This window comes from Enterobacter cloacae complex sp. 385G4 (assembly GCF_057320665.1).
Genome location: NZ_JBXWDD010000007.1, coordinates 51,323 through 71,817 on the forward strand (window position 1 = coordinate 51,323; position 20,495 = coordinate 71,817).

General features: G+C 57.5%; 22 protein-coding genes. 5 read left to right on the plus strand and 17 right to left on the minus strand.

Annotated elements, in window-relative coordinates; translation table 11 throughout:
* The first annotated feature begins 168 nt into the window (after window positions 1-168).
* Complete coding sequence (locus AC2FAJ_RS17255; RefSeq protein WP_045629941.1) at window positions 169-576, plus strand: MarR family winged helix-turn-helix transcriptional regulator; 408 nt, start codon at window positions 169-171, stop codon at window positions 574-576.
* On the opposite strand, the gene AC2FAJ_RS17260 is transcribed toward AC2FAJ_RS17255, so the two are convergent.
* A complete protein-coding gene (locus AC2FAJ_RS17260; protein ID WP_059358076.1) occupies window positions 573-1,460 on the minus strand; it encodes a LysR family transcriptional regulator in 888 nt (295 codons plus the stop codon). The genes AC2FAJ_RS17255 and AC2FAJ_RS17260 overlap by 4 nt on opposite strands.
* Before the next feature lie 108 nt (window positions 1,461-1,568).
* On the opposite strand from AC2FAJ_RS17260, the gene AC2FAJ_RS17265 reads away from it, so the two are divergent.
* Both AC2FAJ_RS17265 and AC2FAJ_RS17270 read left to right on the plus strand, forming a co-directional pair.
* A complete protein-coding gene (locus AC2FAJ_RS17265) occupies window positions 1,569-2,771 on the plus strand; it encodes an MFS transporter (protein ID WP_485454352.1) in 1,203 nt (400 codons plus the stop codon).
* On the plus strand, window positions 2,768-3,145 hold the full coding sequence (locus AC2FAJ_RS17270; protein WP_028014235.1) for a DUF4440 domain-containing protein: 378 nt from the start codon (window positions 2,768-2,770) through the stop codon (window positions 3,143-3,145). Before AC2FAJ_RS17265 ends, AC2FAJ_RS17270 begins: the two co-directional genes overlap by 4 nt.
* 52 nt (window positions 3,146-3,197) lie before the next feature.
* Here the strand turns inward: AC2FAJ_RS17270 and rpoS are convergent, their stop codons facing one another.
* The 13 genes from rpoS to cysG all read right to left on the minus strand — a co-directional run bounded on the left by rpoS (window position 3,198) and on the right by cysG (window position 14,187).
* Window positions 3,198-4,190, minus strand: a complete 993-nt coding sequence (gene rpoS / locus AC2FAJ_RS17275) for an RNA polymerase sigma factor RpoS (protein ID WP_013098493.1) — start codon at window positions 4,188-4,190, stop codon at window positions 3,198-3,200.
* Window positions 4,191-4,249: 59 nt separating this feature from the next.
* On the minus strand, window positions 4,250-5,374 hold the full coding sequence (nlpD, locus tag AC2FAJ_RS17280) for a murein hydrolase activator NlpD (RefSeq protein ID WP_041908436.1): 1,125 nt from the start codon (window positions 5,372-5,374) through the stop codon (window positions 4,250-4,252).
* A gap of 113 nt (window positions 5,375-5,487) precedes the next feature.
* Window positions 5,488-6,114 carry a protein-L-isoaspartate(D-aspartate) O-methyltransferase gene (locus AC2FAJ_RS17285; protein ID WP_028014237.1) on the minus strand — a complete coding sequence of 209 codons (627 nt, stop codon included), beginning with the start codon at window positions 6,112-6,114 and terminating at the stop codon, window positions 5,488-5,490.
* Complete coding sequence (surE, locus tag AC2FAJ_RS17290) at window positions 6,108-6,869, minus strand: 5'/3'-nucleotidase SurE (protein WP_041908434.1); 762 nt, start codon at window positions 6,867-6,869, stop codon at window positions 6,108-6,110. Before surE ends, AC2FAJ_RS17285 begins: the two co-directional genes overlap by 7 nt.
* The gene (gene truD / locus AC2FAJ_RS17295; protein ID WP_048956588.1) at window positions 6,850-7,899 is read right to left on the minus strand and encodes a tRNA pseudouridine(13) synthase TruD; all 1,050 of its coding nucleotides are present in this window, start codon (window positions 7,897-7,899) and stop codon (window positions 6,850-6,852) included. Before truD ends, surE begins: the two co-directional genes overlap by 20 nt.
* Window positions 7,896-8,375 (minus strand): 2-C-methyl-D-erythritol 2,4-cyclodiphosphate synthase, encoded by a 480-nt coding sequence (ispF, locus tag AC2FAJ_RS17300; protein ID WP_006811766.1) that lies wholly within the window; start codon window positions 8,373-8,375, stop codon window positions 7,896-7,898. Before ispF ends, truD begins: the two co-directional genes overlap by 4 nt.
* Window positions 8,375-9,085, minus strand: a complete 711-nt coding sequence (ispD, locus tag AC2FAJ_RS17305) for a 2-C-methyl-D-erythritol 4-phosphate cytidylyltransferase (protein WP_028014240.1) — start codon at window positions 9,083-9,085, stop codon at window positions 8,375-8,377. The genes ispF and ispD overlap by 1 nt, the downstream gene beginning before the upstream one ends.
* 19 nt (window positions 9,086-9,104) lie before the next feature.
* Window positions 9,105-9,416, minus strand: a complete 312-nt coding sequence (ftsB, locus tag AC2FAJ_RS17310; protein WP_003862095.1) for a cell division protein FtsB — start codon at window positions 9,414-9,416, stop codon at window positions 9,105-9,107.
* A 79-nt stretch (window positions 9,417-9,495) separates the two neighbouring features.
* On the minus strand, window positions 9,496-9,822 hold the full coding sequence (locus AC2FAJ_RS17315; RefSeq protein WP_028014241.1) for a DUF3561 family protein: 327 nt from the start codon (window positions 9,820-9,822) through the stop codon (window positions 9,496-9,498).
* Between the two features lie 58 nt (window positions 9,823-9,880).
* Window positions 9,881-10,486 carry an adenylyl-sulfate kinase gene (gene cysC / locus AC2FAJ_RS17320; RefSeq protein ID WP_028014242.1) on the minus strand — a complete coding sequence of 202 codons (606 nt, stop codon included), beginning with the start codon at window positions 10,484-10,486 and terminating at the stop codon, window positions 9,881-9,883.
* On the minus strand, window positions 10,486-11,910 hold the full coding sequence (gene cysN / locus AC2FAJ_RS17325) for a sulfate adenylyltransferase subunit CysN (RefSeq protein ID WP_028014243.1): 1,425 nt from the start codon (window positions 11,908-11,910) through the stop codon (window positions 10,486-10,488). The genes cysC and cysN overlap by 1 nt, the downstream gene beginning before the upstream one ends.
* Window positions 11,911-11,919: 9 nt before the next feature.
* Window positions 11,920-12,828 carry a sulfate adenylyltransferase subunit CysD gene (gene cysD / locus AC2FAJ_RS17330; protein WP_008499613.1) on the minus strand — a complete coding sequence of 303 codons (909 nt, stop codon included), beginning with the start codon at window positions 12,826-12,828 and terminating at the stop codon, window positions 11,920-11,922.
* Between the two features lie 9 nt (window positions 12,829-12,837).
* Window positions 12,838-14,187: a siroheme synthase CysG gene (cysG, locus tag AC2FAJ_RS17335; protein ID WP_162196524.1), complete on the minus strand. Its 1,350-nt coding sequence runs from the start codon at window positions 14,185-14,187 to the stop codon at window positions 12,838-12,840.
* A 246-nt stretch (window positions 14,188-14,433) separates the two neighbouring features.
* Here cysG and AC2FAJ_RS17340 point away from each other — a divergent pair, with 246 nt between their 5' ends.
* Window positions 14,434-15,477, plus strand: a complete 1,044-nt coding sequence (locus AC2FAJ_RS17340) for an aminopeptidase (RefSeq protein WP_041908427.1) — start codon at window positions 14,434-14,436, stop codon at window positions 15,475-15,477.
* 71 nt (window positions 15,478-15,548) lie between these two features.
* Here AC2FAJ_RS17340 and cysH read toward each other — a convergent pair whose 3' ends face one another.
* The 3 genes from cysH to cysJ are packed head-to-tail and all read right to left on the minus strand — an operon-like array spanning window position 15,549 to window position 19,816.
* Window positions 15,549-16,283: a phosphoadenosine phosphosulfate reductase gene (gene cysH / locus AC2FAJ_RS17345; RefSeq protein ID WP_008499616.1), complete on the minus strand. Its 735-nt coding sequence runs from the start codon at window positions 16,281-16,283 to the stop codon at window positions 15,549-15,551.
* Window positions 16,284-16,298: 15 nt separating this feature from the next.
* On the minus strand, window positions 16,299-18,011 hold the full coding sequence (gene cysI, locus AC2FAJ_RS17350; RefSeq protein ID WP_041908423.1) for an assimilatory sulfite reductase (NADPH) hemoprotein subunit: 1,713 nt from the start codon (window positions 18,009-18,011) through the stop codon (window positions 16,299-16,301).
* Complete coding sequence (gene cysJ / locus AC2FAJ_RS17355) at window positions 18,011-19,816, minus strand: NADPH-dependent assimilatory sulfite reductase flavoprotein subunit (RefSeq protein WP_041908421.1); 1,806 nt, start codon at window positions 19,814-19,816, stop codon at window positions 18,011-18,013. The genes cysI and cysJ overlap by 1 nt, the downstream gene beginning before the upstream one ends.
* Before the next feature lie 306 nt (window positions 19,817-20,122).
* Between cysJ and queD the strand changes: the two genes are divergently transcribed.
* Complete coding sequence (queD, locus tag AC2FAJ_RS17360; RefSeq protein ID WP_003862700.1) at window positions 20,123-20,485, plus strand: 6-carboxytetrahydropterin synthase QueD; 363 nt, start codon at window positions 20,123-20,125, stop codon at window positions 20,483-20,485.
* The last annotated feature ends 10 nt before the right edge of the window (window positions 20,486-20,495 follow it).

A 20,495-nucleotide genomic window follows, 5' to 3' on the forward strand; every position in this document is an offset into this window, starting at 1 on the left:
ACCTCAATCAATTTGTTCGTGTACGAACATTTATAAATAAACTACTCCCGGATCGCTCTACTGACAAGATCGTTCGTACACGATCACACTAATTGCTAAAAAATCCCGCGTTATCATCCCGGGCTTTAGCGGCTATCATAGGGGGTGATTTTTTCTGTCGGAGTGTTCATGGAACTAAGACAAGAGGCGTTCCACCTGTTACGTCAGCTTTTTCAACAGCATACCGCTAAGTGGCAACATGCCCTGCCGGAACTGACCAAGCCGCAGTATGCGGTTATGCGCTCCATTGCCGAGCACCCGGGCATTGAGCAGGTGGCATTGACCGAAGTGGCGGTCAGCACGAAGGCGACGCTGGCGGAGATGCTCAGCCGAATGGAGGCGCGCGGGCTGGTCAAACGCGAGCACGATCCCGCAGATAAGCGCCGCCGGTTTGTCTTCCTGACGCCGGAAGGCGAAGCCCTGCTTGCAGACTGCCAGCCGGTCGGCAACGAGGTGGATGAGGCGTTTTTAGGGCGTCTTAATAAGGCCGAACGGGAGCAGTTCTCTGCGCTCATCAAAAAGATGATGCACGATTAATTCACGCTGGCGCGCATAAAATCAATAAAGGTGCGCACTTTCGCAGGCACGTGCCGGGCATCCGGATAAACCGCGTGAATGCCCTGCCGCGCGAAGGTATATTCCGGTAAAACCGGGACCAGTTTTCCCGCATCAAGCGCATCGCGCACCAGCCATTCCGGCAGTAACGCCACGCCACTTCCCGCAAGCGCAAAAGCCATAAGCGCCTGCGCGCTGTCGGCAAACAGGCGTGGCGCTTTTTTTATCTCAAGCATTTCAGACGCACCGCTGGCATCTTTCACCTGCCAGCGCAGCGGCGACGCTAAGCGCTCGTGAATAATCCAGTCGGCTTGCGCCAGCTGCGCAAGCGATTCAACTGGATGATTCATCCGCCATTCAGGCGTCGCGACGGGCAGGATGGAAAAATGTGAAATCAATGCGGCGTGGTAGCGCGAGTCGGTAAGCGTTCCCAACCGAATAGCCACGTCAAAGCGCTCTGAGATCAGGTCGGCATGGAGTGAAGACGAAACATGACGCACGCGAAGCTCCGGGTGCAGCTGGCTAAACCTTGCCAGCAACGGTACCACGACCCGCGAACCATACTCAGGCGTGGTGGTGATCCGCAATTCCCCCGTGAGTCCTGCATGATTCGCGCGAACATCATCCTGCAGCCGTTCTGCGTCCTTCAGAAGCGCCACGCTGCGCTGATGAAAAAGCGCTCCCGCCTCGGTTAACGTCAGGCGGCGGGTGGAGCGCAGCAGCAGCGTCACCCCCAGCTCGGCTTCGAGCTGGCGAATATTGAAGCTGACCACGGCTTTTGTCAGACCCAGCGCATCGGCTGCGGCAGTAAAACTGCCGGTATCGGCCACCGCAACAAACATCTGCGTCCGCTGTAGGTTAATCATCATTACGCCTTTTACCGTCAAAATTTTTTTGACAGTATATCGCGCTTTGTCAGGTTTATCCGTGCTTCCGGGGTCGATACGATACGCCACCTCACGGGAGGATCCACCATGACGTATCGCAGCAAAGTCGCCGCTGTCTATCTGCTGGGCTTTTTTCTTGATTTGATCAACATGTTTATTGCCAGCGTCGCTTTTCCGGCGATGGCGCAAGCTCTTAACGCCACGCCTTCAGCGCTTGCCTGGATCAGTAACGGGTACATTGCCGGCCTGACGCTGGCGATCCCGTTCAGCAGCATGCTCACGCGCCGCTTCGGACCAAAGCGGGTCATCCTGATCTCGCTTTTTCTGTTCAGCGCGGCTTCTGCTGCGGCAGGCTTGTCTGCAACGCTGGAAAGTCTGATCGCCTGGCGCGTGCTGCAGGGCGTGGGCGGTGGCTTACTGATCCCTGTCGGACAGGCACTGACCTGGCAACTGTTTCAGCCTCACGAGCGAGCCAGACTCTCCTCGGCGGTCATGCTGGTCGCGCTGCTTGCTCCTGCCTGCTCCCCCGCTATCGGGGGCCTGCTGGTGCAGATGCTAAGCTGGCGGTGGATATTTTTCGCGACGCTTCCGGTGGCCATCGTGACCTTTGTGTTGGCCTGCCTGTGGCTTAAACATGAAATACCCGCGATGAAAGCGGCCAGGCTGCTCAACCTGCGGTTGCTCGGGGACCCGCTTTTGCGTTTTGCCATGCTTGTCTATGTATGCGTTCCTGGCGTATTTATCGGGGTGAACGTTACGGGCATGTTTTATCTTCAGCACGAGGCGAACATGAGTCCAGCCGCAACGGGTATGCTCATGTTGCCGTGGTCCGTGGCATCGTTTATCGCCATCACGGCGACGGGACGCTATTTTAACCGTATCGGCCCACAGCCGCTGATTGTTATCGGCTGCCTGCTGCAGGCGACGGGCATTCTGCTTTTGCTTAACGTCAGCTCGGCTACGCTGCTTCCTGTCGTTGCGTTTACCCTGATGGGCGCGGGGGGCAGCCTGTGCAGCAGTACCGCTCAGAGCAGCGCTTTTCTGACAACGCGCAGGGAAGAGATGCCGGATGCCAGCGCGCTGTGGAATCTCAATCGTCAGTTGAGCTTTTTTGCCGGTGCCCTGCTGCTGGCTGAGGTGCTGAGTCTGGCGCAGAGTTATCTGGCGCCACTCGCCGCCTGGCACGGAATGTTTCTTTTTGCCGCAGGCATGACCCTATTGCCTGTACTGTACGTTTTCCGACTTAACAATACGCAGGTGCTCGCCCAGCTGCGACAGGAGAATTCATGACGCCTTTTGAACACGACATTATCGACCTCCACATTGCGCTTGAAAACTGGTTAGGCAAAGGCGAAGGCGACTCCGACGCCCTGCTCGCCCGTTTCCGGCCAGATTTTCTGATGATCCCACCGGGTGGCGTTCATATCGACTATCACGGCCTTGTGGACTTTCTGCACAGTCAGCGAGGAAGCCGCCCCGGACTGAAGATCGTCATTGACGAATTATCCACGATCGAGCGCTGGGATCGTGGCGCGGTACTGCACTACCGGGAGACGCAAACCCGGCCGGACCTGCCCGTCAACGTGCGCTGGTCAACCGCGGTGCTTAATCAGGAAGGCGACGGGATTACATGGCGTCTGCTGCACGAAACGGCCCAGCCGTAGCACAAAAGAAAAAGGCCCGTCTCACGACGGGCCTTTTTTGACGAAAGGATGCTTATTCGCGGAACAGCGCTTCGATATTCAGACCTTGCCCCTGCAGGATTTCACGCAGGCGGCGCAGACCTTCTACCTGAATCTGACGAACACGTTCACGGGTCAGGCCAATTTCGCGGCCGACGTCTTCCAGTGTCGCAGCTTCATACCCCAGTAAACCGAAACGACGTGCCAGCACTTCACGCTGTTTGGCGTTCAGTTCGAACAGCCATTTGACGATGCTCTGCTTCATGTCATCGTCCTGCGTGGTGTCTTCCGGGCCGTTGTCTTTTTCATCGGCCAGGATGTCCAGCAGCGCTTTTTCGGAGTCGCCACCCAGCGGGGTGTCAACCGAGGTAATGCGCTCGTTGAGACGCAGCATACGGCTTACGTCATCAACCGGTTTGTCGAGTTGTTCGGCAATTTCTTCTGCGCTTGGCTCATGGTCCAGTTTATGGGACAACTCGCGCGCGGTACGCAGATAGACGTTCAACTCTTTGACGATGTGGATCGGCAGTCGGATCGTACGGGTCTGGTTCATAATAGCCCGTTCGATGGTCTGACGAATCCACCAGGTCGCGTAGGTTGAGAAACGGAACCCGCGTTCCGGGTCAAACTTCTCAACTGCGCGGATGAGACCTAAGTTGCCCTCTTCAATCAGATCCAGCAGAGCCAGACCACGATTGCCGTAACGGCGGGCAATTTTCACGACCAGTCGCAGGTTACTTTCGATCATGCGACGACGCGAGGCAACATCACCACGCAAAGCACGACGTGCGAAATAGACTTCTTCTTCGGCCGTTAGCAGTGGGGAGTAACCAATCTCCCCAAGGTAAAGCTGAGTCGCGTCCAGTACACGCTGTGTGGCGCCCTGCGATAACAGCTCTTCTTCAGCCAAATCGTTATCACTGGGTTCCTCTTCTACTAAGGCTTTTTCGTCAAAAGCCTCTGCTCCGTTCTCATCAAATTCCGCGTCTTCATTTAAATCATGAACTTTCAGCGTATTCTGACTCATAAGGTGGCTCCTACCCGTGATCCCTGAACGAGACACCCTGGCTGGCATGCCCCGTCAATTTATCGCTGCGGCAAGTACTGCAGCGGGTTTACGGATTTCCCCTTGTAACGAATTTCAAAATGCAAGCGTGTAGAACTGGTTCCGGTGCTACCCATGGTAGCGATTTTTTGCCCCGCCTTAACTTCTTGTTGTTCCCGGACCAGCATTGTGTCGTTATGGGCGTAGGCACTCAGGTAATCATCGTTATGTTTGATGATAATCAGATTACCGTAACCGCGCAGCGCGTTACCGGCATACACAACGCGTCCGTCTGCGGTCGCGATGATAGCCTGTCCTTTACTGCCTGCGATATCGATCCCTTTGTTCCCACCCTCAGAGGTTGCGAAGTTCTCGATAATCTTGCCGTCGGTTGGCCAGCGCCATGCGGTGATGGACGAACTGGCATTCTGACTGCTTGCAGTCGGTTCAGTAGAGCTAACCACAGGTGCCGTGGTCGGTGCTGTGACAACAGTCGCAGTCCCTTTATTATTCGGCAACATTTTGTTAGCAGTCTGATCACCTGAATCCTCAGAATACGTAATTACAGGTTGTGAAGCAACCACCGTGGTGGATTTTTGTGCAGGCTTAACGCTGTTATTTTGAGCCGTCACATCGGCCGCTGAAACCGTATTGCCAGGCGTCAGTGGCGTACCCGTTGCGTTGCCCACCTGGAGCGTTTGGCCAACTTCCAGAGCATACGGGGCCTGGACGTTATTGCGCTGCGCGAGGTCACGGAAATCGTTCCCGGTGATCCAGGCAATGTAGAACAGCGTATCGCCGCGCTTCACGGTATAGGTGCTGCCGCCGGTATAGCTGCCTTTCGGAATGTTCCCATACTGGCGGTTATAGACTATGCGGCCATTTTGGGTCTGAACAGGCTGTTCAACTGGCTGAATCTGCGTTGGCTGTGTAACAGGATGTTGCACAGGCTGAATTTGTGGTGTTTGCTGCGGCGCAGCAGTACCCATTTTAGGCGGAGGCGTGATCAACATTCCGCTGGACGTGTTACCGGAGCCGCTGTTTCCCCCGACGGAACTGACGGGCGCAGGCGCGTTGTTGGAACTTGTACAGCCTGCCAGCCAGAGCGAAACCAGTGATAATGCCGCAACACGGCTGATGGTGAATTTAGGGCTTCCCGCGCTCATTTATCCCCCAGGAATGTGTTAACTACCAGTGACTTAAAATTTATGATGACACGAATCTTTCGCGCCACACCATACGCTGAATTTGCCTTAATAACCCTGGATAAATCCGAGTCTCAGGCCAACTCCCCCTTTACCAGAGGCACAAAGCGCACGGCTTCCACGGTGTCGATAATATACTCGCCGCCGCGCCGTCGAACGCGCTTTAATAGCTGCTGCTCGTCCCCGACGGGCAGAACAAGAATGCCCCCCTCATCCAGCTGCGACAAGAGCGCAGCGGGAATTTCAGGCGGAGCCGCCGTCACGATGATAGCGTCAAACGGGGCGCGAGCCTGCCAACCCTGCCATCCATCACCGTGTCGTGTCGAAACATTATGTAAATCAAGTTGTTTCAGGCGACGACGCGCCTGCCATTGCAAACCTTTGATCCGCTCTACGGAACAGACATGGTGTACCAGATGCGCCAGGATGGCGGTCTGATACCCCGACCCGGTGCCAATCTCCAGCACGCGTGAGTCGGGCGTGAGCTCCAGCAGCTCCGTCATCCGCGCCACCATATAAGGCTGCGAAATCGTCTGGCCTTGCCCGATGGGCAGCGCTACGTTTTCCCACGCTTTGTGTTCAAACGCCTCGTCTACAAATTTCTCACGCGGGACCTGAGCGAGCGCTTCAAGCACGTGCTCGTCGCGGATCCCCTGTGCGCGAAGTTGTTCCAGAAGAGTTTGTACACGTTTGCTTACCATTGCGCGTTTACTCCTGCGCGATCCAGCCAGCCCGACACCACATCATGCGCGCTATACGCGGTTAAATCTACGTGCAGCGGAGTGACCGAGACATAGCCATCATCCACGGCGGCAAAGTCGGTGTCCGGACCCGCATCGCACTTATCGCCAGGAGGCCCGATCCAGTAAAGCGTGTTGCCGCGAGGATCCTGCTGCGGGATCACCTGATCGGCCGGATGCCGGCTTCCGCAGCGCGTAACGCGAATGCCCTTAATTTCATTGAGAGGAAGATCCGGCACGTTGATGTTGAGAATGCGCCCGGTACGCAGCGGCTCGCGGCCTAGCGCCCGCAGGATCGAGCAGGTCACCGCGGCGGCGGTATCGTAGTGCGTGTGGCCGTTTAACGAGACCGCCAGCGCCGGGAACCCCAGATGGCGCCCTTCCATTGCCGCCGCTACCGTTCCGGAGTAAATCACGTCATCGCCGAGGTTCGGCCCGGCGTTAATGCCGGAGACGACGATATCCGGACGCGGGCGCATCAGCGCGTTCACGCCCAGAAACACGCAGTCCGTCGGCGTGCCCATCTGCACGGCAATATCGCCATTTTCAAAGGTAAAGGTGCGAAGCGACGACTCCAGCGTCAGTGAGTTAGACGCTCCACTGCGGTTACGATCGGGGGCCACGACCTGCACATCCGCAAATTCACGGAGGTGCTTCGCCAGGGTCTGAATGCCCGGCGCGTGGATCCCGTCATCGTTACTCAGCAATATTCGCATAATCACCCGAGGTGTTGATTAGTTCCCTGACAACACTGGTGGCAAAGCTACCTGCCGGCAGCCAGAAGCGTAACTCGACGGTCACGTCATCCCACCAGTTCCAGCTTAACTGCTGCGGATAGAGCAGCATCGCGCGGCGCGCTGCTTCGACTTTTTCCCGCACCAGCAAGGATTGTAATTCCGGCGCATCCGCCACGGCGGACTGCTCAGCGCTCAACGCGTCTCCCTGGGTGCCCCAGTCGCCTGAGCCCGGCAAAGCTGCGGTAATCATCAGCGCTTTGGCATCCACGCGCGACTGCACATCGGCCATTTCTTCGGCCGTTGCCACAAACCAGCTTCCGCGTCCCGCTAATTGTAGCGCATCGCCAACAACAACTTGATTCGCGTCCGGTTTTTTCAGCCTTTCGCTCACAATCTGATTAAACAACGCGCTGCGGGCCGCCGACAACCAAAAACTGCGTTTATTCCTGTCGCGCACCGGCGCATCGCTTTGCGCCCAGCGCAGCGCTCCCTGGAGGTTGCTGCCGCCAATGCCAAAGCGCTGCGCGCCAAAGTAGTTCGGAACACCGCGTTCATTAATGGCGTTGAGACGTTTTTCAACGTCTTCTCGATCGGTCACTTCGCGCAACACCAGCGTAAACGCGTTGCCTTTCAACGCCCCCAGGCGCAGCTTGCGCTTGTGGCGGGCGTACTCCAGCACCTTACAGCCTTCAAGCTCAAATTTGCTTAAATCAGGCATCGCATTGCCGGGCACGCGGGCGCAGAGCCACTGCTCGGTGACGGCGTGTTTATCTTTCTGCCCGGCAAAGCTCACTTCCCGGGCGTGAATTTTGAGGAATTTTGCCAGCGCGTCGGCCACAAAGCGGGTGTTGCAGCCGTTTTTCAGAATACGCACCAGGATATGTTCGCCTTCGCCATCGGGTTCAAAGCCCAGATCCTCAACCACGAGGAAATCTTCCGGGCTGGCTTTCAGCACCCCGTTCCCCTGCGGCTTACCGTGCAGGTATGTCAGGTTATCGAAGTCCGTCATTTTGCCGCCTTCACCAGCAGCGCCACGGCTTCACAGGCAATCCCTTCGCCACGACCTGTAAAGCCCAGCTTCTCCGTGGTGGTGGCTTTGACGTTGACGTCGTCCATATGGCAGCCCAGATCTTCAGCGATAAATACGCGCATCTGCGGAATGTGCGGCAGCATTTTCGGGGCCTGGGCAATAATCGTCACGTCGACGTTGCCGAGGGTGTAACCTTTCGCCTGAATACGGCGCCACGCTTCGCGCAGCAATTCGCGGCTGTCCGCCCCTTTAAAGGCCGGGTCGGTGTCCGGGAACAGCTTGCCGATATCACCCAGCGCGGCAGCGCCGAGTAGCGCGTCGGTCAGCGCATGCAGCGCCACGTCGCCATCAGAATGCGCCAGCAGCCCTTTTTCGTAAGGAATACGTACGCCGCCAATGATAATTGGGCCTTCTCCGCCAAAGGCGTGTACATCAAAACCGTGTCCAATTCGCATTATGCCTTCTCCTGATGGGTCGAACGGGTAAGATAAAATTCCGCGAGCTGTAAATCTTCCGGGCGCGTCACTTTTATATTATCAGCGCGCCCTTCAACAAGCGTGGGGTGAAAACCGCAATACTCCAGCGCGGAGGCTTCGTCCGTGATGGTCGCGCCTTCATTAAGGGCACGCGTTAAGCAGTCGTGGAGCAGTTCGCGGGGGAAAAATTGCGGCGTCAGCGCGTGCCATAAGTCGACGCGCTCAACGGTGTGGGCGATGGCACGCTTGCCCGGCTCGGCACGCTTCATGGTGTCGCGCACCGGCGCGGCCAGAATGCCGCCCACTTTACTGGTTTCGCTCAGCGCCAGCAGGCGTGCCAGGTCGTCCTGATGCAGGCACGGACGTGCCGCGTCATGGACCAGCACCCACTGGGCGCTTCCGGCAGCCTGAATGCCCGCCAGAACGGAATCGGCGCGCTCGGCGCCGCCATCAACTACGGTAATCTGTGGGTGGTTTGCCAGCGGCAGCTGCGCAAAGCGGGCATCGCCGGGACTGATGGCGATGACCACGTGCGTCACCCGCGGGTGCGCCAGCAGCGCCGCCACGGCGTGCTCAAGGATCGTTTTATCGCCAATTGAGAGGTACTGCTTGGGACATTCTGTCTGCATGCGCCGGCCAAAACCTGCGGCCGGCACCACGGCACATACGTCCGAAAAAGTTGCTGCCATGTCGTAATCCTGGGCCTGATTATCGATTGTTTTGTGCTGAGCCCTGATTGCGTTTAGACGCATCCGGAACCAGACGATAAAAGGTTTCGCCCGGCTTAGTCATACTGAGTTCATTGCGTGCGCGCTCCTCAATCGCCTCCTGGCCGCCATTGAGGTCATCAATTTCAGCAAAGAGTTGATCGTTACGCGCCTTAAGTTTGGCATTTGTTGCCTGCTGAGCCGCGACGTCATCGCTCACCCGGCTGTAGTCGTGCAGCCCGTTCTTACCGAACCACAACGAATATTGCAGCCAGACCAGCAAAGCCAGCAACAGCAGCGTTAGTTTACCCATCCTGCCCCCTGAAAAAACGGCATCATCATCCCATAACTTTCCGTTCGACTCTACTGCGGGGTTTTAATTATGTCGCAAGTTAGCCCATCAGCCATAAAAACAGCAGGCCAAAGATGACGACAACGGTGGCAATCGTGATAACCGTACTGTACAGGAGCTTGCCGTTGAAAAGGGAGTGCAGCGCAACCCCGACAACGACCGCAACGGGCATCAGCGCCAGGAAGAAGGGCCAGGTGTAGAGAAAGAAGAAAAGGGTGTTACCACCGTAGATCAAAAACGGGATACCCAGCGCCAGTAACCACGACGCAAAGCCGACTATCGCCCCAGGGAAGGACCAGGTCGTCTCATTGTCGGTGGTTAACGGTTCCGACCCGGTGGTGATAATGTAGTTTTCACTGTTGCGCATAGCTAATCCTGTGACCGTGACTCATCGTTCGGGAAGACAGCTCCCGAACGATACCGCCTCAGGATCTGATAATATCGTCCCGTCTGAGCAGGTCTAATAATTGGCTTACTAAATTTGTTACCAATTGTTGACCTTCAAGGTGAATCTCAGGCGATTCAGGCGCTTCGTAAACCGAGTCAATTCCGGTGAAGTTTCGCAGCTCGCCGGCACGCGCTTTTTTGTACAGCCCTTTCGGATCGCGCGCTTCGCAGATCTCCAGCGGCGTATCGACAAACACTTCGATAAAGCGATCCTGACCCACGCGCTCGCGCACCATCTGGCGCTCGGCGCGGTGCGGCGAGATAAACGCCGTCAGCACCACCAGCCCGGCGTCAGCCATCAGGCTGGCGACTTCACCTACCCGGCGAATGTTCTCTTTGCGGTCGTCGTCGCTGAACCCCAAATCGCTGCACAGGCCGTGACGCACGTTGTCGCCATCCAGCAGGTAGGTACTTACTCCCTGCTGATGCAGCGCCTCTTCCAGCGCGCCCGCCACCGTGGATTTACCGGAGCCAGACAGCCCGGTAAACCACAGCACCACCCCACGGTGGCCATGAAGCTGTTCGCGCTGGGCGACGGTGACCGGATGAGGATGCCAGACGACGTTCTCATCATGGGCGGCCATTACTTGCCTCCCAGCAGATCGCGGGCGCCCCAGTGCGGGAAGTGCTTACGCACCAGCGCGTTCAGCTCCAGCTCGAAGGCGCTGAACTCAGAGGTCACGCTCGCCTGCGCGTTAGGCTCGCGCACCATGCCCGCGCCGACGGTAACGTTGGTCAGGCGGTCAATAAAGATCAGCCCGCCCGTCACCGGGTTCTGCTGATACGGATCCAGCACCAGCGGCTCGTCGAAGGTCAGATCCACCAGGCCAATACCATTCAGCGGCAGTTCGCTCACATCACGGTGGGTCAGGTTGTTGATGTCCACCTGGAACTGAATGCCGTCCACGCGGGCGCGGGTTTTCTTGCCCGCAATTTTGATGTCGTAGCTCTGGCCTGCGGTCAGCGGCTGTTCGGCCATCCACACCACGTCCACGGACGCGCCCTGCACCGCCGCCAGCGTCTCCTGCGCGTCGACCAGCAGGTCACCGCGGCTGATATCAATTTCGTCTTTCAGCACCAGCGTGACCGCTTCCCCTGCCCCGGCTTCCTGCAGGTCGCCGTCGAACGTCACGATGCGAGCGATTGCTGACTCCACGCCGGATGGCAGCACCTTCACGCGCTGCCCCACCTTCACGGAACCGGAAGCAATAGTGCCGGAGAAGCCGCGGAAATCGAGGTTTGGACGGTTCACGTACTGCACCGGGAAGCGCATTGGCTGAGTGTCGACCACGCGCTGAATTTCAACGGTTTCGAGCACTTCCAGCAGCGTCGGGCCGCTGTACCACGGCATGTTCGCGCTCTGGGAGGCGACGTTATCCCCTTCCAGCGCCGAGAGCGGCACAAAGCGAATATCCAGGTTGCCCGGCAGCTGTTCGGCAAAGGTCAGGTAGCTCTGGCGGATCTCCTCGAATTTTTCTTCGCTGAAGTTCACCAGATCCATCTTGTTGACCGCCACCACCAGGTGTTTGATCCCCAGCAGCGTCGAGATAAAGCTGTGACGACGGGTCTGATCCAGCACGCCTTTACGCGCGTCCATCAGCAGGATCGCCAGGTCGCAGGTAGACGCCCCGGTCGCCATGTTACGGGTGTACTGCTCGTGCCCCGGGGTGTCTGCAATAATAAATTTGCGCTTCTCGGTAGAGAAGTAACGGTAGGCCACATCGATGGTAATGCCCTGCTCGCGCTCCGCCTGCAGGCCGTCCACCAGCAGGGCCAGGTCGAGTTTTTCGCCCTGGGTGCCGTGACGCTTGCTGTCGTTATGCAGGGAAGAGAGCTGATCTTCATAAATCTGGCGCGTGTCGTGCAGCAGGCGGCCAATCAGGGTACTTTTCCCGTCATCCACGCTGCCGCAGGTCAGAAAGCGCAGCAGGCTTTTGTGTTGTTGGGCGTGCAGATACGCTTCCACGCCGCCTTCGTTGGCAATTTGTTGAGCAATAGTGGTGTTCATGGCGGCTCCTTAGAAATAACCCTGACGTTTCTTCAGCTCCATGGAGCCTGCCTGGTCGCGGTCAATCACGCGCCCCTGTCGCTCGCTGGTGGTGGACACCAGCATCTCTTCGATGATCTCCGGCAGCGTCTGCGCGTTCGATTCCACCGCGCCGGTCAGCGGCCAGCAGCCGAGGGTACGGAAACGGACCATCTGTTTTTTGATCACTTCACCCGGCTGCAGGTCGATACGATCGTCGTCGATCATCATCAGCATGCCGTCGCGCTCCAGCACCGGGCGCTCGGCGGCCAGGTACAGCGGAACGATTTCGATGTTTTCCAGGTAGATGTACTGCCAGATATCCAGCTCGGTCCAGTTGGAGAGCGGGAAAACGCGAATGCTTTCGCCTTTGTTGATCTGACCGTTGTAGTTGTGCCACAGCTCAGGGCGCTGGTTTTTTGGGTCCCAGCGATGGAAGCGGTCGCGGAAGGAGTAGATTCGCTCTTTGGCGCGGGATTTTTCTTCGTCACGCCGCGCGCCGCCGAAGGCCGCGTCAAAACCGTACTTGTTCAGCGCCTGCTTCAGCCCTTCGGTTTTCATGATGTCGGTATGCTTGGCGCTGCCGTGGACGAACGGGTTAATGCCCATCGCCACCCCTTCCGGATTTTTGTGCACCAGCAGCTCGCAGCCGTAGGCTTTGGCGGTACGGTCGCGGAATTCGTACATTTCGCGGAATTTCCAGCCGGTATCCACGTGCAGCAGCGGGAACGGCAGCGTGCCCGGATAAAACGCTTTACGCGCCAGGTGCAGCATGACGCTGGAATCTTTACCGATGGAGTACATCATCACCGGGTTAGAGAACTCGGCGGCCACTTCGCGGATAATATGGATACTTTCCGCTTCGAGCTGCCGCAGGTGAGTAAGTCGTTTTTGGTCCATAACCGTTCCTTAAGCCAAATTTACAACAGAAGAACCAAAGCCTTCTGTATCGGTTGTGTGTTGGAACCAGGCGAGGGTGCTGTGCAGCTGCACCACCTCTCCCACCACGATCAGGGCAGGCATCGGGGCGTCTTTCGCCAGGGTTGCAAGGTCTTGTAATGTGCCGATAGCAACATGCTGATCGACGCGCGTACCGCGAGAAATGACGGCAACGGGCGTCGTCGCCTCGCGACCGTGCTGAATAAGCTGTTCGCTGATGTCCGCAGCCTTCATCGTGCCCATGTATATCGCCAGCGTTTGTCGGCTCTGGGCGAGGTGCGACCAGTCGAACGGCGTGCTGTCGGCCTTGTAGTGCCCGGTCACAAAGGTGACGCTCTGGGCATAATCGCGATGGGTGAGCGGGATCCCGGCGTAGGCCGTCACCGCAGAGGCCGCCGTGATGCCGGGCACCACCTGGAACGGTACGCCCGCTTCGGCTGCCGCCTGCAGTTCTTCACCGCCGCGACCGAAAATGAACGGGTCGCCCCCTTTCAGGCGCACCACGGTTTTGCCCGCTTTCGCGGCGTCAATCAGCATTTGGTTGGTATCGTGCTGCGGCACGGAGTGTTCCCCCGCCCGTTTGCCGACGCAGATTTGCTCCGCATCGCGACGGATCAGCTCGCGCACGCCGTCGGTGACCAGGTGGTCGTAGAACACTACGTCCGCATCCTGCAGAACCTGCAGGCCGCGCAGCGTCAGCAAACCGGCATCCCCCGGCCCGGCTCCCACCAGAATAATTTCCCCGCCCGTACTGCCGGGGTTATCCAGTTCGTCTTCGAGAATTTTCTGCGCCGCCGTCTCATTGCCCGCCTGCATCAGGCTGGCAAAGCGGCCGCGAAATACGCGCTCCCAGAAGCGACGGCGTTCCGTCACGCTGGTCAGGCGGTTTTTTAAATGGTTGCGCCAGTAGCTGGCTTTCTCCGCCATGCGCCCGAGGCTGGTCGGCAGCAGCGCTTCGATCTTTTCCCGCAGCACGCGCGCCAGCACCGGCGCGGTGCCGCCGGAGGAGATCGCCACCAGCAGCGGCGAGCGGTCAACGATCGACGGGAAGATAAACGAGCATAAAGGCTGGTCGTCCACCACGTTCACCAGACGGTAACGGGCCTGGGCCGCGTCGGAGACCCGCCGGTTAAGTTCCCGATTTTCAGTCGCCGCAATCACCAGCACCACGCTGTCGATCTGTGACTCGTCGAAATCCGCCTCTTCAACAACCCGCACCTGTGCCCCTGCGCGCTGCAAAAACGCGATTTTGCGATCGGCAATTTCTCCCGTGCCGACAACCAGTACCGGTCGGTCTTTTAAGGCGGCAAAAAGGGGCAGATAGTCCACAGGCAACAACTCACTAACAACGAGGAATAGAGGGACTATAGGGGGCGGCTTAGATCGAATGAAATTACGAATTGGAATGAGTAGTTACTCAATGGAATAACGCCGTGAAAAAGCAAATACCAAAAAATGCTTAACACGCGAAATTTCGGGCATTTAAGAGCAATTCAAATTGTGTATGGACGATCACAGTTTCATACTATGCACGTTATTATTTTGCTCTGTTTTTAAGGACTCACTATGTTTTCCGCAACGCGCCACCGTATTGCTGCCCTGGCGCTCGGCGTTTGCTTTATCCTTCCGGCTCAGGCAAAAAATCAACCTTATGGTGAAATCGCGACTCAGCAGGCGCGACATATTGCGACGGTTTTCCCTGGCCGCATGACCGGTTCACCCGCGGAGATGCTCTCCGCCGACTATATTCGCCAGCAGTTTGCACAGATGGGCTACCAGAGTGACATACGCTCGTTTCACAGCCGCTACATCTATACCTCACGCAATAAAACGCAAAACTGGCATAACGTGACCGGCAGCACGGTGATTGCGGCGCATGAGGGGAAAGCGGCTGAGCAGATTATTATCATGGCGCACCTGGATACCTATGCGCCAATGAGCGACGCCGATATTGATAATAACCTCGGGGGACTGACGCTGCAGGGCATGGACGATAACGCAGCGGGTCTCGGTGTGATGCTTGAACTGGCTGAACGCCTTAAAAATATTCCGACGAAATACGGTATTCGCTTTGTGGCGACCAGCGGCGAAGAAGAAGGAAAACTCGGCGCTGAGAATCTCCTTAAACGGATGAGCGCTGAGGAGAAGAAAAATACGCTGCTGGTGATTAACCTCGATAACCTGATCGTGGGCGATAAGCTCTATTTTAATAGTGGACAGAGCACGCCGAGCAGCGTGCGTAAACTCACCCGCGACCGTGCGCTGGCGCTTGCCCGTACGCATGGCGTCTATGCCGCAACAAACCCAGGCGGTAACCCGGATTATCCAAAAGGCACTGGCTGTTGTAACGACGGGGAAGTGTTTGATAAAGCAGGCATTCCGGTGCTGTACGTCGAGGCGACGAACTGGGCGCTGGGCAAAAAGGATGGCTATCAGCAGCGCGCTAAATCGAAAGCGTTCCCGGACGGGACCAGCTGGCATGACGTGCGGCTGGATAATCAGCAGCACATTGATAAAACGCTGCCGCAGCGGATTGAGCACCGCAGCCGGGACGTGGTGAAAGTGATGCTGCCGCTGGTGAAGGAGCTGGCGAAAGCGGGCAAAGCCTGATGTTTTTAAGTATAGCGGGGCCTGATGCCCTCACCCCAACCCTCTCCCACAGGGAGAGGGAGGATAAAGGATCACCCTTCGTGCAGCCCGCACTCGCGCTTCAGCCCGAAGAATCGCGTCTCTTCTTCCGCCATTCCCGGCTCCCATTTGCGCGTGGTGTGGGTGTCGCCCACGGACAGGTAGCCCTGGTCCCATAGCGGATGGTACTTGAGCCCGTGTTTTTGCAGATACTGATACACCGTGCGGTTATCCCAGTCGATAATCGGCAGCACTTTGAACACGCCGCGCTGTACTGCCAGTACCGGTAAGGTTGCGCGGCTCCCGGACTGCTCGCGGCGCAGGCCGGCAAACCACGTTTGGGCATTCAGCTCTTTCAGCGCCCGGTTCATCGGCTCAACTTTGTTGATCTCATTGTATTTTTCAATGCCCTCAACGCCCTGCTCCCACAGCTTGCCGTAGCGCGCCTCCTGCCAGGCCGCGCTTTCCGTTGCGCGGTAGACTTTAAGGTTCAGCCTGAGCTTGTCCGTCAGCTCGTCGATAAACTGGTAGGTTTCCGGGAACAGGTAGCCGGTATCGGTGAGGATCACCGGTATGTCCGGACGGATCTGATTCACCAGATGCAGGCTCACAGCCGCCTGAATACCAAAGCTCGACGAGAGCACATACTCTCCCGGCAGGTTTTCCAGCGCCCACGCCACGCGCCCTTCGGCGTCCAGCTTTTCAAGGTGAGCGTTAGTTTCTGCCAGGGCCAGAATGCGTTCGACTTTTGGCAGGTCATTAAGGGCGTTTAGATCGAGTACGGACATAATTACCTCTCGTGGTTACTCCCAGAAATCCCTGGCGGGATCGAGCACCGGGCGAATGATGCCTGCACGAACCGTAAAGTCGCCGAAGCCTTCACCCGCTTCGCGCTCTTTCGCCCAGCGCCCGACAAGCTCGTCGATGGAATCAAGAATTTCCGGCTCGGTGATGTTCTCGCGGAACATGCGTGGAATACGCGTGCCGATACGGTTACCGCCCAGGTGCAGGTTATAACGGCCCGGCGCTTTCCCCACCAGCCCCAGCTCGGCCAGCATCGCACGACCGCAGCCGTTCGGGCAGCCCGTCACGCGCATAACAATATGCTCGTCCGGAATACCGTGTTTTTCCAGAATCGCTTCCACTTTGTCAGTAAATGACGGCAGGAAACGCTCGGCTTCGGCCATCGCCAGCGGACAGGTCGGGAACGACACGCAGGCCATCGAGTTTTCACGCTGTGGCTTCACCGCATTCATCAACCCGTGCTCGCGCGCCAGCTCCTCAATTTTCGCCTTTTCGCTTTCCGGCACGCTGGCGACGATCAGGTTCTGGTTAGCGGTGATACGGAACTCGCCTTTGTGGATCTTCGCGATTTCCAGCAGACCGGTTTTCAGCGGGCGGCCCGGATAATCCAGAATACGGCCATTTTCAATGAACAGCGTCAGGTGCCAGTTATTGTCGATACCTTTCACCCAGCCGATGCGATCGCCGCGACCGGTGAATTCGTAAGGGCGGATCGGCTCAAATTTGATCCCCGCACGACGCTCCACTTCCTCTTTGAACGTTTCAACGCCCACGCGCTCCAGAGTGTACTTGGTTTTCGCGTTTTTACGGTCGGTACGGTTGCCCCAGTCGCGCTGGGTGGTCACTACCGCTTCCGCCACGGCCAGCGTGTGCTCCAGCGGCAGGAAGCCGAACTCGCTCGCGGTACGGGCGTAGGTTTTCTTGTTACCGTGCTCAATAGACAGGCCGCCGCCCACCAGCAGGTTAAAGCCCACCAGCTTGCCGTTTTCGGCAATCGCCACGAAGTTCATGTCGTTGGCGTGCAGATCGATGTCGTTCTGCGGCGGGATCACCACCGTGGTTTTGAACTTACGCGGCAGGTAGGTCTGACCGAGGATCGGTTCTTCGTCGGTGGTCGCGACTTTTTCCTGATCGAGCCAGATCTCCGCATAGGCGCGGGTACGCGGCAGCAGGTGCTCGGAAATTTTCTTCGCCCACTCATACGCTTCGGCGTGCAGCTCGGACTCGTACGGGTTCGAGGTGCAGAGCACGTTACGGTTCATGTCGTTGGCGGTCGCCAGCGCGTCCAGACCCACGGAGTGGAGCATCTGGTGCACCGGCTTCACGTTCTTCTTCAGAATCCCGTGGAACTGGAAGGTCTGACGGTTGGTCAGGCGGATGCTGCCATAAATCGTGTTTTCACCCGCAAATTTGTCGATCGCCTGCCACTGTTTGGTGGTGATCACTCCACCCGGCAGGCGGCAGCGCAGCAGCATCGCGTGGCGCGGCTCCAGCTTCTGTTCTGCGCGCTCGGCGCGGATATCGCGGTCGTCCTGCTGATACATGCCGTGGAAACGGATCAGCAGGAAGTTGTCGCCTTTGAAACCGCCGGTCAGGCCGTCATTCAGATCTTCAGCAATGGTGCCGCGCAGATAGTTGCTTTCCAGCTTCATGCGCTCGGCGTCTGTCAGTTTACCTTCGACCACCAGTGGCCCTGGATGTTTTTCGCTCATTAGTAGACATCTCGCTGATAACGGCGCTCAACGCGCAGCTCACTTAAAAATTCATCCGCCGCTTCGGCATCCATACCGCCGAATTCGGCAATCACTTCCAGCAGTGCCTGCTCAACGTCTTTCGCCATGCGATTGGCGTCGCCGCAGACATAAATGTGGGCACCGTCATTGATCCAGCGCCACAGCTCTGCGCCCTGTTCGCGCAGTTTGTCTTGTACGTATACTTTTTCTTTCTGATCGCGGGACCAGGCCAGATCGATGCGGGTCAGTACGCCCTCTTTGACGTAGCGCTGCCACTCAACCTGGTAGAGGAAATCTTCGGTAAAGTGCGGGTTGCCGAAGAACAGCCAGTTTTTACCCGGCGCGTCGTCCGCGGCACGCTGCTGCATAAAGGCGCGGAACGGCGCGATGCCGGTGCCCGGGCCAATCATGATCACCGGAGTTTCCGGGTTCGCCGGCAGGCGGAAGTTGTCGTTGTGCTCGATAAAGACGCGCACCTCGCCCTCTTCTTCCACGCGGTCCGCCAGGAAGCTTGATGCCCCACCCGCGCGGGCGCGGCCTTCGATGTCGTAGCGCACCACGCCGACGGTAACGTGAACTTCGCTTTCCACTTCCGCCTGGGAAGAGGCGATAGAGTACAGGCGTGGGGTCAGCGGACGCAGCAGACCGATCAGCGCATCGGCATCCAGCTGTGCCGGAGAGAAACGCACCATATCGACAATCGGCGTCGTCGCGGCGTAATGCTGCAGCTTCGCTTTGTCGCCCACCAGCGGCAGCAGGGATTCGCTGCGCGTTAGGGTGGCATAATTCTCGACGATATTCGGGGTGTTCACCGTCAGCTCGAAATGCCACTGCAGCGCCTCTGAAAGTGGCTGGGTTTTGCCGTCAACGGTGACGGGCTCGTCACCCTTCAGCCACAGCAGTTCCACCAGCTCTTTCACCAGCGCCGGATCGTTCTGATACCAGACGCCCAGCGCATCGCCAGGCTGATAGCGCAGGCCGGAGTCGCCAAGATCGATTTCAATATGGCGCACGTCTTTTTCCGAGTCGCGGCCCGTAATTTTCTGGTTCACCGACAGGCTCGCCGTCAGCGGCGACTCTTTGGTGTACGGGCTGGTGTGGATCTCATTGACGGTGCCCGCAGCGGTCACCGCGGCCTGTGCTGGCGTCTCTTTCGGGACGCGGGCTTTCAACACCTCAACGATGCGCGCACGCCATTCAGCGGCGGCAGTCTGGTATTCCACATCCGCGTCCACGCGGTCCAGCAGGCGCTCCGCGCCCAGCTCCGCCAGCTTGCTGTCGAAATCTTTACCGGACTGGCAGAAGAATTCATAGGAGGTATCGCCCAGGCCAAATACGGCAAACGCCGTGCCATTCAGCTTAGGGGCTTTTTTTGAGAACAGGAACTTGTGCAGCGCCACCGCTTCTTCAGCGGGTTCACCTTCCCCCTGGGTCGAGGCGACCATCACCAGCAGTTTTTCTGACGCGATTTGTTTGAATTTATAATCCCCGGCGTTGACCAGGTTCACGTTCAGTTTGGCGGCCAGCAGATCATCACGCAGCGCTTCGGCCACGCGGCGGGCGTTGCCCGTCTGCGAGGCGCTAATCAGCGTAATAGCAGGAATTTCCACGGCCGTTGCCGGTGCGCCAGCCACCGCGCCAGGCTGCTGGTTGAGCATTCCCCAGAAATAACCGGAGACCCAGGCAAGCTGAGTGGGAGAAAAATCAGAGGTGGCAGCCTGAAGGCGCGCCAGTTGCTCCGGGTTAAGGGGAAGCAAATTTGAAGGTGGGGCCTGTGTTGTCATGCGTCGTTATGTTCCAGTAGCCAAGCGGACTTTAAGCGAATAAATCCAAACTGAAGATAAGGTTAACGGCGTGGATAATAACAATTAAAGAAGGGATGGAAATAATAAATAACCAAATGGACTAACCTGTTTTAGTTATCGTTCTTAGCGGTAAAAACGATTGAATAACCATTTGAAATAAAACAATAAAAACCAACAATCACCCTGAATACCCGGCGTTCAACGTTCAGAGCCGTTTTAGTTAATGCTAAAAATTGTGCTTTCCGGTACTATGCGGCGGTTTTTTCCGCATTACTGAGAGCGATCATGTCCACCACACTGTTTAAAGATTTCACCTTCGAAGCCGCCCACCACCTTCCGCACGTTCCTGCAGGACATAAATGCGGCCGCCTGCACGGGCATTCGTTTATGGTGCGTCTTGAGATCACCGGTGAAGTTGATCCGCATACCGGTTGGATCATGGACTTTGCCGAGCTGAAGGCCGCGTTTAAGCCGACCTACGATCGTCTGGATCACTACTATCTCAACGATATTCCGGGTCTGGAAAACCCGACCAGCGAAGTGCTGGCAAAATGGATCTGGGATCAGATGAAGCCGCTGGTACCGCTGCTGAGCGCGGTGATGATCAAAGAAACCTGCACGGCAGGCTGCGTGTATCGCGGAGAGTAAAAAAAGCCCG